The organism is Reichenbachiella sp. 5M10, from assembly GCF_002742335.1.
GTDB lineage: Bacteria > Bacteroidota > Bacteroidia > Cytophagales > Cyclobacteriaceae > Reichenbachiella.
Window position 1 is genome coordinate 2,299,845 of the sequence record NZ_MDGR01000007.1, and the last position, 14,741, is coordinate 2,314,585.

Here is a 14,741-nt window from a genome sequence, read left to right on the forward strand (position 1 = left end):
TTTGAAAGAATCTGACATCCAATCCATCAAGCAGCGATTTGGTATCATCGGCAATTCGCCTTTGCTCAACCAAGCGATCAATGTAGCCGCACAAGTAGCTGCTACTGACATGAGTGTATTGATCACTGGTGAAAGCGGTAGTGGCAAGGAATCCTTTTCCAAAATCATTCATTCGCTGAGCAAGCGAAAGCACGGACAATTTATAGCCATCAACTGTGGAGCTATCCCAGAAGGCACCATTGATTCAGAACTCTTTGGACACGAAAAAGGATCCTTTACTGGAGCGCACGAGGCTCGCAAAGGCTACTTTGAGGTGACAGATGGCGGAACAATCTTTCTCGACGAGATTGGCGAAATGCCCATCGGCACACAAGCACGTCTACTACGCGTGTTAGAAAATGGAGAATTCATCAAGGTGGGTTCATCCAAAGTACTCAAAACCAATGTACGCGTCATTGCTGCCACCAACGTCAATCTACTCGGAGCTGTACAAAACAAAAAATTCAGAGAGGATCTATACTACAGACTCAATACTGTACCTATTTATGTCCCACCGTTGAGAGAGCGAGGATCAGATATCGAACTTTTGTTTCGCAAATTCGCCTATGATTTTGGAGAGCAATACCACGTCGAACCAATCAAATTGACTCAAGACGCTAAGGATCTAGTCAACAAGTTTCGTTTTCCTGGCAACATACGCCAACTCAAAAACATCGTAGAGCAGATCTCTGTCCTAGAACTAGAGCGCACCTTGGACGCGGCAAAACTTGCTTCGTACCTCCCGATGGACAATTCTTACTTGCCTGCTACTATTGACAAAAAAGAATCCAACACAGGCAAAGACAGTGGTTTTTCAGAACGAGACATCTTGTACAAGATCCTATTTGATATGAAAAATGATGTCACAGAGTTGAAGAAATTGATTCATGACATGCTCAACAACGAGGCAACCAATACAGAAATCCTCAAAGAACACAGGAGTTTATTTCAAAACATGGAAATCGTCGATGAAGATTTCCATGACAAACCGAAACCCAAACGCTCCGAAGAACCAATTTTGATCTCATCCTCTTCCAATACCAATCTATCCACCTACGAATTGGATAAAATCGAAGACATTGCCCATGAGACCGAAGATGACGATTCTCTTTCGCTAGAAAAAAAAGAAAAAGAAATGATCATAAAGGCCCTGCGAAAAAACAAGAACAAAAGAAAGTATGCTGCTCAAGACCTAGGCATTTCGGAAAGAACACTCTACAGAAAAATCAAACAATATGAACTGGAAGATTAATGTGATCCTACTTGTGCTAGGATGTGCACTCCACACCTCCTGTGGGGTCTACTCCTTCACTGGAGCCTCCATCTCGGCAGATGTCAAAACGATATCTATCCCTACGTTTTACAACAACGCTCCTTTGGGTCCGTCCAATATGAGTATCACTTTCACAGAGATGGTCCGTGACTACTATATCCAAAACACCAACTTGGTACTCGTGGATTCAGACGGTGATCTTCAGCTCGAAGGCAGCATCACCAACTATACCCTCTCCCCTGTCGCAGTATCAGCTGCTGAAGACGACAGCAACATTGACCTCACTAGCTTGACGCGACTCACGATTTTCGTCAACGCAGCATATGTCAACACAAAAGACGATACCTTTGATTTTGACAAGACCTTTTCATTCTTCATAGACTTTGATCAGGACAGTCAAGACTTGTCATCAAACGAAGATCAATTTGTCGAAGAAATCTTCGATCAAATCATTCTGGATATATTTAACAGCTCTGTGGCTAATTGGTAAATTTTATTAACTTTAGCGTTTAGCATAAACCAAACAAATCTTTGAATAAGCAGAAGTTTATTGAGTTAGTAAGAACAACAGAGAGAGGATCTGTAGCAGAGGCAAAGGAGCTTAACAAGTTGGTTCATGAGTATCCTTTCTTTCAAAACGGACATGTTCTTTTAGCGAAATTGAGTAAGCAATTGGGCTTACCAAATGCACAAAAATTGACAAGTACTGCAGCGGTTTATGCAACCAATAGAGCGGTATTTAAAGACATTATGACCTCCGCTGAGAAGCCAGTCAAACCTACAACTTCTACCCCAAAATCTCCTACCCCTCCTCCACAAGCTCCTGCAGTAGCTAAAAGCAACTTGGACCAGTTCATCCAAGAAGTATATGCCAATTTGGAAAACTTAAAGTCAAGTCGTGAAAACTATCTGGCTTACGAAAAGGAACATCCTGAAGAAATAGTCATTCTACCAGTCACTCACAAGGAACATGAAGAGGATACTTACGAAAAATTAAAGCGTCAAGTCGCAGACGAAGTAGAAGCCGAAGAAGCCAAAGACCTGCCTAATATTGCTACTGAAACTAGTCCAGAACCATTCCTTGAAAAGGAGTCGGAAACAAAAGAGGCTAGTACTAAAGAGACGATTCTAGAAGAAGAGCTAGACCAGATAGAAGCAGCTATTGATTCCAAAGTAGCTGAAGTCACTGGTATTGACACCAAACAACCAAAGCAGGAAAAAACAGTTAACCCTACTCCAGAAGTAGCAGAAGCTAAAGACACCCCTCCTTCAACTCCAACGGACCAAAAGAAGGACAGTTCTGCACCTGATATAGAAGACCTTGACGATCAAATGGCTGATCTCGAAAGTCAAATTGCTCACATCACTCCTCCAGAGAAACAAAAAGAGGTAGAAGAACCCGAAAAAGCAGAAAGTCCAGCTCCAAAAACCACCATCAAAGCCGACAAGTTGCCAGATCTCCCCATAATGGATGATGATTCGGACTCGCCCATTGTGGATGAAGATGTGATAGAACTGGACCAGGAGACGATATACAACTTCAACAGCATCCCCGAGCCCAAGGAGCTACCCGAAGAATTCAAAAGCAAAAAGACCGCCACCCCTTCACCTTCGCCCGAAGAGCAAAAAACGGAAGAAGTTTCAGAAGAAGTAAAAGAAGAGATGATCTCCTCGGAAGAGCTGACAGAAATCGTAGATCAAGTCAGTGAAGAAGTGGAAAACATGGATACCACTGGCTTGCCAGAAGATGTCTCATCTGAGGTTGCCCAACAACTGGAGGAAAAAGAAAAGCCTTCTCAGGTCGAAAAGACCTCGAATGAAGAAAAAAGTTCAACGAACAAAGAAGCCAAAGTTGCCACCACTCCTCCCAAAAAGGAGCAAAGCATTAGGGTAGAAATTGACGAAGAAGAGCTTAACGAAGAATTGGACTTATCCAAAGATGATTCTGAGACGGAACTCAATCAATACGACGAAGAACGAAAGACACTAAAACTTGTCCCAGGAGCCTCCAAAGGCGACAAAAAGTTTCGTCTATCAATCATGAAACGCCCGCACAACTTCACCAAACCAAAGAAGGAGGACAAGGAAACAGCAACCAAAGTAAAGGCAACTTCAGAGGTATCAAAAACAGCCCCCTCTGTAGAAGAAAAGAAAGCACCAACCACAAAGACAGCCAAAACAACCGCAAAACCAAAAGCTTCTAAAGCTGCTACAACCAAGGCAAAAGCAGAAACTAAAAAGGCGAGCAAAAAAACAGCTGCAACCAAGAAAAAAACGACCACAACCAAAACTACCAAACCGAAAAAGGAAGCAAAAGAGCCTGAGGAGGAACCTGAGAACAAACTCAAAAGCTCCCCTAAATTCAGGGTATCGGCGAGTATCAAAACCTCCAAAAAACTCACTTCTAAAAAGCCCCCGAAGGACAAAAAAACTCCAGATGACGAGGAGGTAAAAAAAAAAGAGCCTAAACTAAATACTGAAAAAATCCCCAAGGATTTACAGGACTCACTGATTGACTCATTCATCCAGACCAACCCAAGCATTGAAGTATCTAGAGATCAGAAGGATAAACCTGTCAGCAACGAAGATCTATCCATCCATAGTTCTATATTCCCTGACAAGCTGGTCACCGAAAATCTAGCAACCATACTTACTGAACAAGGAAAAACAGAAAGGGCCATTGAGATCTACCAAAAATTAATTTTGAAAAATCCTCAAAAAAAGGCTTACTTTGCGTCTCAAATTGAAAAACTAAAGAAATTATAATGTTTGCAACTGTTATTACATTGATTGTCATAGTGGCAATAATCCTCATCCTAGTCATCCTTGCACAAAACTCTAAAGGTGGCGGATTGACAAGTCAATTTGGTGGTTCGGGTACGTCTCAATTGATGGGAGTCAAAAAGACAGGCGACCTTTTGGAAAAAATGACATGGACATTGGCCATAGTACTGATCCTCTTGACTATGTCTACCAAATTTTTGATAGGCAGTGCAAACGACAGTAACGAATTCATCAGCCCTAACGTCGAAAGCGCACAAGAAAAGGCAGCTACTCCAACACTTGGTATCGAGGAGGAGCAACCTGCAGAAGCTCTCCCAGGGTTGGAAGAACTACCTGAAGAAGACGCCGAATAAGCGTACAACAATAAAATTGAAACGAAAGTCCTGGCAGATCTGTCAGGACTTTTTTTTGTACCCACTGCAAAGCTGTCAGCCTTGTCAGCATCCAATCCCCTGCTCTGTTATTTTGTCAGCACTAGACACCCCTTTTGTCAGTGAATAGGTTTTGGCACAAGAAGTGATAGTAGAGAAGCAATAAGATTTTATTTTATTCAAAAAATCATAAACGAAAAGTAAAATGTCAAAAGTTAACTTTAAACCAAACGAGGACCGAATTTTGGTTGAACCTGCTGCTGCAGAAGAAAAAACTGCATCTGGAATCTACATTCCTGACACTGCCAAAGAAAAGCCACAAGAGGGCGTAGTAGTTGCTGTGGGTGAAGGAACAAGTGACAAGCCTGTGACAGTAAAGGTAGGAGACAAAGTTCTTTATGGTAAATACTCTGGAACAGAAATCTCTTTGGAGGGAAGTGAGTACCTCATCATGAGAAACTCAGACGTGTTCGGAACACTTTAATCAATTTATTCAACTCGAATTTTAATACATAAAAATAATGGCAAAGGACATTTTTTTCAACACTGACGCAAGAGACAAACTCAAAAAAGGCGTTGATCTACTCGCTGATGCAGTAAAAGTAACATTGGGACCTAAGGGTAGAAATGTAATACTTGACAAGAAATTTGGCGCTCCGACTGTCACCAAAGACGGTGTATCTGTAGCCAAAGAAATCGAGCTCAGCGAACCTATCGAAAACATGGGAGCTCAACTCGTCAAAGAAGTAGCTTCTAAAACGGCTGACGATGCTGGAGACGGTACGACTACAGCAACTGTACTGACTCAAGCTCTCTTTGCTCATGGAATCAAAAACGTAGCTGCAGGAGCCAACCCAATGGACCTCAAAAGAGGAATCGACAAAGCGGTCTCTACCGTAGTAGAAAACCTCAAGAAGCAGTCCAAAGAAATCAAAAGCTCGGAAGAAGTAGCTCAAGTAGCTACAGTATCTGCCAACAACGATGCAGAGATCGGTCAAATGATCGCCAATGCAATGGACAAAGTAGGTAAAGACGGTGTAATCACCGTAGAAGAAGCCAAAGGAACTGAAACAGAAGTCAAAACTGTAGAAGGTATGCAGTTTGACAGAGGGTACCTTTCTCCGTACTTTGTGACCAACACAGAGAAAATGGAAACAGAGCTAGACAATCCATACATTTTGATCTACGACAAGAAGGTCTCTACAATGAAGGAGTTGCTACCGGTACTCGAGGCTACTTCACAACAAGGACGACCGCTATTGATCATTGCAGAAGATGTAGATGGCGAAGCTCTCGCTACCTTGGTTGTCAACAAAATCAGAGGTTCACTCAAAGTAGCAGCTGTCAAAGCTCCTGGTTTCGGTGACCGTAGAAAAGCTATGTTGGAAGACATCGCGATCTTGACAGGTGGTACAGTAATCTCCGAAGAAAGAGGCTACAACCTAGAAAATGCTACCTTGGAGTACCTCGGTACTGCTGAGAAAATCAACATCGACAAGGACAACACTACTATCGTCAATGGTGCTGGAAAAGCAGAAGACATCGTCGCAAGAGTCAACCAAATCAAGCAGCAAATGGAAAACACTTCGTCTGACTATGACAAAGAAAAACTCCAGGAGCGCTTGGCAAAGTTGTCAGGTGGTGTAGCCATCCTATATATCGGTGCTGCGACTGAGGTCGAAATGAAAGAAAAGAAGGACAGAGTAGACGATGCTCTCCACGCGACTAGAGCTGCTGTACAAGAAGGTATCGTAGCTGGTGGTGGTGTAGCACTTATCAGAGCGATCGAATCTCTCGATGGTTTGACTTTGGAAAACGAAGATCAAAACACAGGGGTCAACATCGTAAGAATGGGTATCGAAGCTCCTCTCCGAACGATCGTTAGCAATGCTGGCGGTGAGCCTTCTGTAGTTGTCAACAAAGTAAGAGAAGGCAAAGGAGACTATGGATACAACGCGAGAACAGACGTCTATGAAGAGATGTTCAAAGCAGGTATCATCGATCCTACTAAAGTGACTCGTTTGGCTTTAGAAAATGCTGCTTCTATCGCATCATTGCTCTTGACCACTGAAGCTGCCGTAGCAGATCAGCCAGAAGAAGCAGGTGCTCCAGCTATGCCTCCAATGGGTGGCGGCATGGGCGGCATGATGTAATATCACAAGCCTTTTCGTCCGACAGGTTAGTACGGACATTTAGTTATAACGCAAAGCTCAGACATTCATTTGTCTGAGCTTTTTTTGCTTTTAGAATGGTATACAAGCCACATCACTCCTTTCTTATCAGTAATACCGCTTAGTCACCTTTCCTCAACATATCGACAACCGAACCACTCGCACAAGCCTGATGGCTATTTTGACTACACAACTCCCCCTCTATTCGTTACTCCGAGCTTGTTCAGTTCCTATTTCCTAGTCTAGACTTACGCCTTTTTACCTAGAAAAAATTACAACTTAAACAGGATTGAATCTCCCCTCTAAGCACGACAATTTTGGAATATCAAAACCAATGATATAGATGAAATTCAATAAAGTACTCTTCCTACACCTATTGTTGCTAATGGCTGCAGCCACCCAGACACTTGCTCAAGACCAAACCTTTACATTCCAAGGAGAATTCAGACTCAACCCACTCTACTCTCATGGATACCGCATTCCAATGGTCGACAATCGAACCGCCGAAGGCTACATTGGTCAGCGAACCCGAGTCATCATGCAGTATGAGAAAAAAAACGACATGTCAGCAGAAATTATTTTGCAAGACTTGAGAGCGTGGGGCACCTACAAAACCAACGGCCAAGCAGGAAACCTGAGTATATACCGTGCTTGGGTAGAAAAAAGAATTGTAAATCACCTGTCCGTCAAATTCGGTCGTCAGGGATTCATCTATGGCGATCAGTACATCCTTGGCGGGCTCAACTGGGGAGGCAACATGGCCCATGATGCTGCCTTGATCAAATACGAGAAAAGTGGCTTCAAAGCGCATTTGGCTCTCGCCTATCATTCCACCGGCTTCACCCTCGAACACGAAAGATACACCTATCAAAATCATAAGAACATGCAATTTATATGGTTGCAAAAAGACACGGACAGACTTTCTGCATCTGCGGTATTTCTCAACAGAGGACTAGAGGAACATAGCGGCGACTTAGAAATTCGTTACGACCAGACGGCAGGGGCCAATATCGGATACCAAATCACCGACAAACTCAAACTCAAGGGAATTTACTACCATCAATTCGGAAAAGACACTGTAGGATCCAATCGCAAGATCAATGCTTTTTTCTATTCGGCTCAGGCCCACTTCAAACCCAACAAGAAGGTTTCGCTCACCATCGGTACAGACGTGGTATCTGGCACCTCCACTAGAGATGCTGCCAACCCCAACTATGGAGAGAGAAACGACTTTGACATCCTCTTTGGCTTACGTCATGGGCACTTTGGATACCTCGATTATTTCTATACCAAACTATGGCCCGTGACAGGGCTAGAAGACTACTACATAAAATCTAATTTCAGTACCGGTGATCGTTCTAGTTTGGACGTTGACCTACACGGTTTTTTCAGCCAAGCGAGTATTTACAATGAAACACAAACTGAAAAGCTGAACGATTACTACGGTACCGAATTGGACTTGAGGTGGCATTTCAAGCAAAGCAACAACACCAAGCTTACACTTGGATTTAGCCATATGTGGGTGACAGACACCTACCTCAGCTACTACGACACCACCCAGTCCGACGGATCATCGACCATCTATGCAGTCGTCACTGTGAAACCGACATTCCTAAACCTGACATTTTAACTAAACTCTACTTTTCAAACATCAGTCTCATGAAATTCTTAACGAACTTTAAGGTCTCCACGCGAGTTTTCTCGGTCTTTGCAATCATCATCGTGTTGTACATTTCCAACATCCTATACAACACCAACAGTCTCTCACTCATCAAAGGCAACATCGAAGCGATCTACGAGGATTGGCTGGTGAGTATCAGCTATCTCCTCCAGTCAGACAGGGATGGCTACCAAGCGAGGCTAGAGTTTAGCGAGATACTGGTCACCTTTGACAGTGAAAACGTCGACTCACGCAAACTTGAAGAAAAATTTGCCATAGTGGATGAAAATATCCAACAGCTCAATGAGCGATTCCAAAGTTTCAAAACCATCTACATCAACTCTACAGGCAAAAGTGATTTGGTTCAGTTCCAATCGTTTGAGTTTCAGTACGACAAACTACTTTCCTATACCTCACAAATTGGCAGAAACCTCAAAGCAGGAGATATAGAACAAGCCAAACAAGTCTATTTCGAAGATTTCGTAACGGCCTTCAATACGCTCCGCACTGCCATAGACGAATTGACTGAGATCAGTGAGAAAGAAGCTGCACAACACTTCCGTCAAAGCATCGATCGCTCGATCCAGGTACGACAAATTGCCTTTGTGTTTTTTGGAGGCTTACTACTACTGATGATCAGTTCGGGCATTGTTTTGACACGTAGTATCGTCAGCCAACTTGGGTGCGAACCTACTGAAGCAGCGGATATTGCCAAAAACCTATCACAAGGAAACTTGAACATCCGATTTGATGACCGAAACCAAGGCCTCTACGCAGACCTTAAATTGATGGTCATGGAATTGAGAAAAATCATCTCTGAAGTAGTCTCATCAGCAGGGAACCTCTCCTCTGCCAGTGAGCAACTCACCAACATCTCGATCGGTCTCTCTCAAGGAGCCAACGAACAAGCAGCCTCTGCCGAAGAAATCAATTCGTCCATGGACATGATGACCGAAACCATTGTCAAGAACAGCGACAATGCCAGCGAAACGGAGCGCATTGCCGACTCAGCCTCTATGAGTGTAACCGACGCGTCCACCGCTGTAGGCGACACAGTCAAGAGCATGACTTCCATCGCCGAAAAAATCACCATCATTGGCGAAATCGCTAGACAGACAAACATCCTCGCGCTCAACGCAGCGGTAGAAGCTGCTAGAGCCGGAGAACAAGGAAAAGGGTTTGCGGTAGTCGCCGCAGAGGTCCGAAAACTTGCAGAACACTCGCAAAAAGCCGCCGGAGAAATCGACGAATTGTCACGATCAAGTGTATCAGTGGCCGAAAAATCAGGTGTGCTTCTGCAAGATCTCGTACCAGAAATCAACAAAACGGCCTCCCTCGTCAAACAAATTGCCGACAGTTCATTGGAACAAAACGAATCTTCCAAACAAATCAATGTCGCCATTCAACAACTCAACGACATCATACAAAGCAACTCGGCGAGTTCAGAAGAGATGGCCAGTGGCTCAGAAGAGCTCTCCAACCAAGCCGAAACACTCAAAGAACTCGTCTCCTTCTTTAGAGTTGACGATTAAGAAAATTAGTTAGAACCGTTTTTTCATATTGTTTAGTTATGTAGCCCTTGTTCGCAATCGAACAAGGGCTTTTTTGTCATCCATAGAGTGATGAAATCAATTTTATACGAATCAAACAAAAATCAACTTGCTTGTTCTTTACTGAATCATCATATTTGCCACCCAATTTTTCAATTCAAACAATTACTCATGGAAATCAAAGCGAAACTTTTAGAAAAATACGACACAGCGACATTTGGCGCCAGTGGATTCAAAAAAAGAGAATTTGTAGTAGAATATGCTGAAAACCCGCAATATCCAGAATTTGTCAAATTTGAATTGATCCAAGACAAATGTGAGCAACTCGATGCATACAACGTCGGACAGGAACTCAACGTAGCGTTCAACCTCAAAGGAAGGAAATGGACCAACCCACAAGGGCAAGTGGTCTACTTCAACTCGCTACAAGCATGGAGACTATCAGCAGCCAACGACATCTCTGCAAACCCATCTCCAGCACAGGGAGGCAATGCAGCAGCAGGCGAAAGTCTTGCCGAACCAGAGTGGCTCAACAACAGCAGTGATTCTGACGCGGACGACCTTCCGTTTTAAGTAACATTGAAGTCCCTAAAGACCTATCCTGAGATACACCCAGTACCTCTCAGTTTTATAAACCAAAAGAGCCAAGATCCTGTAAAGTCTTGGCTCTTTTTTATGCAAAAAAACAAGCCCGACCACCCCGACACTTAACTGATTGAGTTCAAATATTTTACATACAATCACTTCCAAACCTCTTCAATTCCGAAAAGACAAACTAGCGTGGAATACTTACTTTTTGCATCTTTTCTAATTATATTCATACACTATTGATGAACAGAGATGATTGTGAAATATCATCTATCTTTGCATAATACTGAAAAAGTACATGGAAGAAAATTTCAAGAAACGCAACGAGGGAAAAGACCTGATCAAAAGGTACGAGTCACACAAGGAGAACAAAGAAGCGTTTTACTTTTCAACAGATGAATACGAACACATCATTCATCACTATCTCGAGCATTCCAACTACAGGAAGGCGTTAAAAGCGATCAATTTCGCATTGGATCAGCACCCATACGCTGCAGAATTCATGATCCTAAAGGCTCAGACATACTCCAGTTTGGAAGAGTATGGTATCGCCGTACAACTACTCGAAGAGGCTTCCAACCTCAATCCTGGGGATGGCGACATCTACTTGATCAAAGGCAATATACACATCATGCAAGGCAAGCATGAAGAAGCATTGGAGTGTTTTCATAAAGCACTCGAATTCAATCAAGACAAAGACGAGATTCACTTTTCTATCGGCTTGGCCTATCAAAACATCGCGGACTACAAAGGAGCCATCAAATACTTCAAACTATCGCTCGAGGAAAATCTCAACAACGAATCGGCACTCTACGAATTGGCCTATTGCCTCGATGTAGTCGGTGAGCTAGACAAAAGTATCTCCTACTACCAAGAATTCATTGATAAAGACCCCTACTCAGAGTATGCCTGGTACAACCTTGGTATCATATACAACAAACTCGAGAAGTACGAAGAATCCATCAATGCTTATGAGTATTGCATCGCTATTGACGAAAAATACAGCTCAGCCTTCTACAACATGGGCAACTCGCTGATGATGCTCAAAAAGAACGAGTTGGCTTTGGACGCATTCAAAACAACCCTAGAGCTCGAAGGCCCTACTCCTGAAATTTACTTTAGTATAGGTTCGGTCTATGAAAACATCGAACAGTACGATTTAGCCATCCGCTATTTTCGCAAGGCCACCAAGCTAGACCAATTTTATGATGAGGCTTGGTATTGTACAGGTATCTGCCTCGGACACCAAGACAAATGGTACGAAGCGGTTCATTTCTTCAACAAGGCACTCAAACTAAGTATCGAAAATGCAGACTACTGGATGGCTTTGGCGAAAGCTGAATACAAAGTAGGCAACACAATATCTAGCATAGACGCCTATGATGAGGCTAGCCAGCTCAGCCCAAAAAATGCGGATATATGGAAGGATTGGTCCAAAATCTACTTTGAACAAGGTGATTTCGAACAAGCCATTGGCATATTGTCCGACGGTATCAATGAAATCCCTGACGACAGTTCTCTTTATTACTTGAACGTGGTATACTACATCGAGAGCGGCAAATACAAAACAGCTTTTGGCTTCTTAGAGAAAGGATTATACCTTGATTATGAAGGGCATACTTTGCTTTACGATTACTTCCCCAATCTGGAAACTCAAAAAGCACTCTACAAAATCATCCAACAGTATAAGTAGCCGACTTTTCCCTTCTCAAAATCAATCACCAAATCGCTTTGGTTCTATGGTATAAATGGATTTATTTGCAAGTCGAAAAAAGACCAGTGCAATAGGAATTTTTGAATTATTTGAATGAATTACAACATAGATAGTCTACCAAGTAGAACAGCAAAACCAAGAGAATTAGGGTTTACAATGGTCATGGACAAGGGGCTAAGCTCTCGTCAAGCAGAAGACATGATCGAAACCTCATCGGAGCATATTGACATCATCAAACTCGGCTGGGCGACCTCATATGTCACCGCCAACTTAGACAAAAAATTAGCTATCTATAAGGCTGCAGGCATCCCTGTATACCTTGGAGGCACCCTATTTGAAGCATTTATTCTTAGAAATCAGTTTGACGAATACCGCCGTGTATTGGACAAATACGACCTAAGTCATGCCGAAGTATCGGACGGTTCACTCATTATGGACCATGATAAAAAGTGCGAATACATTCGTACATTGACTCAACAAGTCACCGTACTCTCTGAAGTCGGATCTAAAGATGCTGCAGAGATCATCCCTCCATACAAGTGGATTGAACTTATGCAAAAGGAACTCGATGCTGGCTCATGGAAAGTCATCGGTGAAGCAAGAGAAGGTGGTAATGTTGGTCTTTTCAGATCAACAGGTGAGGTACGTTCTGGATTGGTTCAGGAGATTTTGACCAAAATTCCTATGGAGAAAGTTTTGTGGGAAGCCCCACAAAAAGAGCAGCAAGTTTGGTTCATCAAATTGCTCGGAGCGAACGTCAACCTAGGTAACATTGCACCGAACGAAGTGATTCCTTTAGAAACCATTCGTTTGGGATTGAGGGGAGACACCTTTGATCATTTTTACAAAGGCGACCAATAGCACCACACCACCTGTCATGAAATCACCGAAAGACTATTTACTATTGTTCCTCAAAGGAATGGGGATGGGCAGTGCAGATGTGGTACCTGGTGTATCAGGGGGTACGATTGCCTTCATCACTGGCATCTACGAAGAGCTCTTACAATCGATCAATTCGTTTGATTTGACAGCATTCCAGTTGTTGACAAGCTTCAAACTCAAGGATTTCTGGAAGCATGTCAATGGAAGCTTCTTGCTCCCACTCTTGGGGGGCATACTACTTAGTGTCGTGACTTTAGCGAAGATCATTTCCCAATTCTTGGACTCGCACCCCATCGAACTGTGGTCTTTCTTCTTCGGACTGATTATCATCTCATCCATCTCGGTCGCCAAAGAAATCAAGAAATGGGATGCACTCGTGATATTGGCAGGTATTGTCGGTGTTTTAGCTGCCTATTTCATCACAGTGATCACTCCTGCTACCACACCCAACGGACTCTGGTTTGTATTTATCTGTGGAGCAGTAGCCATTTGTGCTATGATTTTGCCAGGCATATCAGGGAGTTTCATCCTATTGATATTGGGCAAATACGCCTACATCGTCAAGGCACTACACGAAATGGACCTTGGCGTGATCGTTGTCTTTGCTCTCGGTTGTATAGCAGGACTATTCTCCTTTTCTCGGGCGATCTCTTGGTTTCTGAAGACCTTTCACAATTATGCGATTGCTTTGCTAGCGGGCTTCATGGCAGGTTCGCTCAACAAAATATGGCCTTGGAAGAAGGCCATCCGCTTTGATTGGGTCAACGGTGAACAAATACCAACCTTCGAAAAAAACATATTGCCCACTCACTACCTCGAAGAGACAGGTAATCAGCCCTTGATTTTGCATGCGGTTTTGTTCATGGCCTTGGGCTTCATGCTTGTGATTGTGATCGAAAAAATCGCTTTGATGATGAAAAACAGTTCCAAGTCACCACAAAAATCATGAAGCTATTTGGCTTAATTGGGAGAACTCTCAAACACTCCTTTTCCAAGAACTACTTTACGCAAAAGTACAAGACTGAAAAAATCCCTGGCTGTCAGTATGAGTTATTTGAACTCAACGACATCTCTGAATTCCCGCAGCTCATCGCACAACACAAAGACACTCTCAGTGGTCTCAACGTCACCATCCCCTACAAACTGGATGTCATGCAATACTTGGATGAGATAGATAGCCATGCAGAGGCCATACAAGCAGTCAACACCGTCAAGTTCACACCTGAAGGCAAACTGAAAGGCTACAATACCGATTATTACGGATTCAGAAGCTCGATTGAGACTTGGGACTTGACAGGCAAAAAGGCACTTGTATTAGGTACAGGCGGAGCGTCCAAAGCCATCGAAAAAGCACTCAGTGATCTTGGCATCCCCTATCAGATGGTCTCCCGTACGGCCTCTGACAAAACCCTGTCCTACGAAACACTGTTGGATTTCCCTGCGATCGTACGCGAGCACCATCTCATCATCAACACCACACCTCTAGGAACATACCCTGACGTGGAAGGCAAAGCCAATTTACCCTACGAAGAGCTCTCAGCAGATCACTGCCTATTTGACTTGGTGTACAACCCCGAAGTGACCGCCTTCTTACAAAAAGGGTTAGATGCAGGTGCAAAAATCAAAAATGGCTACACTATGCTCGTCGGACAAGCCGAAAAGTCATGGGAAATCTGGAATAGCTGATCGGTGACACCTTAAAAGTCGCG

Annotated in this window: 13 protein-coding genes; all 13 read left to right on the top strand. The window is 43.4% G+C overall.

Features of this window, described 5'->3' with window-relative positions; translation table 11 throughout:
* Position 1: 1 nt before the first annotated feature.
* Positions 2-1,291, top strand: coding sequence for a sigma-54-dependent Fis family transcriptional regulator (locus BFP72_RS09295; RefSeq protein ID WP_099598876.1), 1,290 nt, complete (start codon positions 2-4; stop codon positions 1,289-1,291).
* Positions 1,275-1,802 (top strand): LPS assembly lipoprotein LptE, encoded by a 528-nt coding sequence (lptE, locus tag BFP72_RS09300; RefSeq protein ID WP_099598877.1) that lies wholly within the window; start codon positions 1,275-1,277, stop codon positions 1,800-1,802. The genes BFP72_RS09295 and lptE overlap by 17 nt, the downstream gene beginning before the upstream one ends.
* 41 nt (positions 1,803-1,843) lie before the next feature.
* The gene (locus tag BFP72_RS09305; RefSeq protein ID WP_099598878.1) at positions 1,844-4,078 is read left to right on the top strand and encodes a hypothetical protein; all 2,235 of its coding nucleotides are present in this window, start codon (positions 1,844-1,846) and stop codon (positions 4,076-4,078) included.
* A complete protein-coding gene (gene secG, locus BFP72_RS09310; RefSeq protein WP_099598879.1) occupies positions 4,078-4,449 on the top strand; it encodes a preprotein translocase subunit SecG in 372 nt (123 codons plus the stop codon). Before BFP72_RS09305 ends, secG begins: the two co-directional genes overlap by 1 nt.
* 223 nt (positions 4,450-4,672) lie before the next feature.
* A complete protein-coding gene (groES, locus tag BFP72_RS09315; RefSeq protein ID WP_099598880.1) occupies positions 4,673-4,951 on the top strand; it encodes a co-chaperone GroES in 279 nt (92 codons plus the stop codon).
* A 37-nt stretch (positions 4,952-4,988) separates the two neighbouring features.
* Positions 4,989-6,620: a chaperonin GroEL gene (gene groL / locus BFP72_RS09320; protein WP_099598881.1), complete on the top strand. Its 1,632-nt coding sequence runs from the start codon at positions 4,989-4,991 to the stop codon at positions 6,618-6,620.
* 361 nt (positions 6,621-6,981) lie between these two features.
* On the top strand, positions 6,982-8,268 hold the full coding sequence (locus tag BFP72_RS09325) for an alginate export family protein (RefSeq protein WP_099598882.1): 1,287 nt from the start codon (positions 6,982-6,984) through the stop codon (positions 8,266-8,268).
* Between the two features lie 29 nt (positions 8,269-8,297).
* Positions 8,298-9,830, top strand: coding sequence for a methyl-accepting chemotaxis protein (locus BFP72_RS09330; protein ID WP_099598883.1), 1,533 nt, complete (start codon positions 8,298-8,300; stop codon positions 9,828-9,830).
* A 189-nt stretch (positions 9,831-10,019) separates the two neighbouring features.
* Positions 10,020-10,421, top strand: coding sequence for a DUF3127 domain-containing protein (locus BFP72_RS09335; protein WP_099598884.1), 402 nt, complete (start codon positions 10,020-10,022; stop codon positions 10,419-10,421).
* A 313-nt stretch (positions 10,422-10,734) separates the two neighbouring features.
* Complete coding sequence (locus BFP72_RS09340; protein WP_099598885.1) at positions 10,735-12,129, top strand: lipopolysaccharide assembly protein LapB; 1,395 nt, start codon at positions 10,735-10,737, stop codon at positions 12,127-12,129.
* 114 nt (positions 12,130-12,243) lie between these two features.
* Positions 12,244-13,011: a phosphosulfolactate synthase gene (locus BFP72_RS09345; RefSeq protein WP_099598886.1), complete on the top strand. Its 768-nt coding sequence runs from the start codon at positions 12,244-12,246 to the stop codon at positions 13,009-13,011.
* A 16-nt stretch (positions 13,012-13,027) separates the two neighbouring features.
* Positions 13,028-13,981: a DUF368 domain-containing protein gene (locus tag BFP72_RS09350; RefSeq protein WP_099600739.1), complete on the top strand. Its 954-nt coding sequence runs from the start codon at positions 13,028-13,030 to the stop codon at positions 13,979-13,981.
* Complete coding sequence (locus BFP72_RS09355; protein ID WP_099598887.1) at positions 13,978-14,718, top strand: shikimate dehydrogenase; 741 nt, start codon at positions 13,978-13,980, stop codon at positions 14,716-14,718. Before BFP72_RS09350 ends, BFP72_RS09355 begins: the two co-directional genes overlap by 4 nt.
* The last annotated feature ends 23 nt before the right edge of the window (positions 14,719-14,741 follow it).

Coding starts and splice junctions, on each gene's coding strand:
- lptE (WP_099598877.1), top strand. CDS start 1,275: ATGAACTGGAAGATTAATGTGATCCTACTTGTGCTAGGATGTGCACTC.
- secG (WP_099598879.1), top strand. CDS start 4,078: ATGTTTGCAACTGTTATTACATTGATTGTCATAGTGGCAATAATCCTC.
- groES (WP_099598880.1), top strand. CDS start 4,673: ATGTCAAAAGTTAACTTTAAACCAAACGAGGACCGAATTTTGGTTGAA.
- groL (WP_099598881.1), top strand. CDS start 4,989: ATGGCAAAGGACATTTTTTTCAACACTGACGCAAGAGACAAACTCAAA.
- BFP72_RS09325 (WP_099598882.1), top strand. CDS start 6,982: ATGAAATTCAATAAAGTACTCTTCCTACACCTATTGTTGCTAATGGCT.
- BFP72_RS09330 (WP_099598883.1), top strand. CDS start 8,298: ATGAAATTCTTAACGAACTTTAAGGTCTCCACGCGAGTTTTCTCGGTC.
- BFP72_RS09335 (WP_099598884.1), top strand. CDS start 10,020: ATGGAAATCAAAGCGAAACTTTTAGAAAAATACGACACAGCGACATTT.
- BFP72_RS09340 (WP_099598885.1), top strand. CDS start 10,735: ATGGAAGAAAATTTCAAGAAACGCAACGAGGGAAAAGACCTGATCAAA.
- BFP72_RS09345 (WP_099598886.1), top strand. CDS start 12,244: ATGAATTACAACATAGATAGTCTACCAAGTAGAACAGCAAAACCAAGA.
- BFP72_RS09350 (WP_099600739.1), top strand. CDS start 13,028: ATGAAATCACCGAAAGACTATTTACTATTGTTCCTCAAAGGAATGGGG.
- BFP72_RS09355 (WP_099598887.1), top strand. CDS start 13,978: ATGAAGCTATTTGGCTTAATTGGGAGAACTCTCAAACACTCCTTTTCC.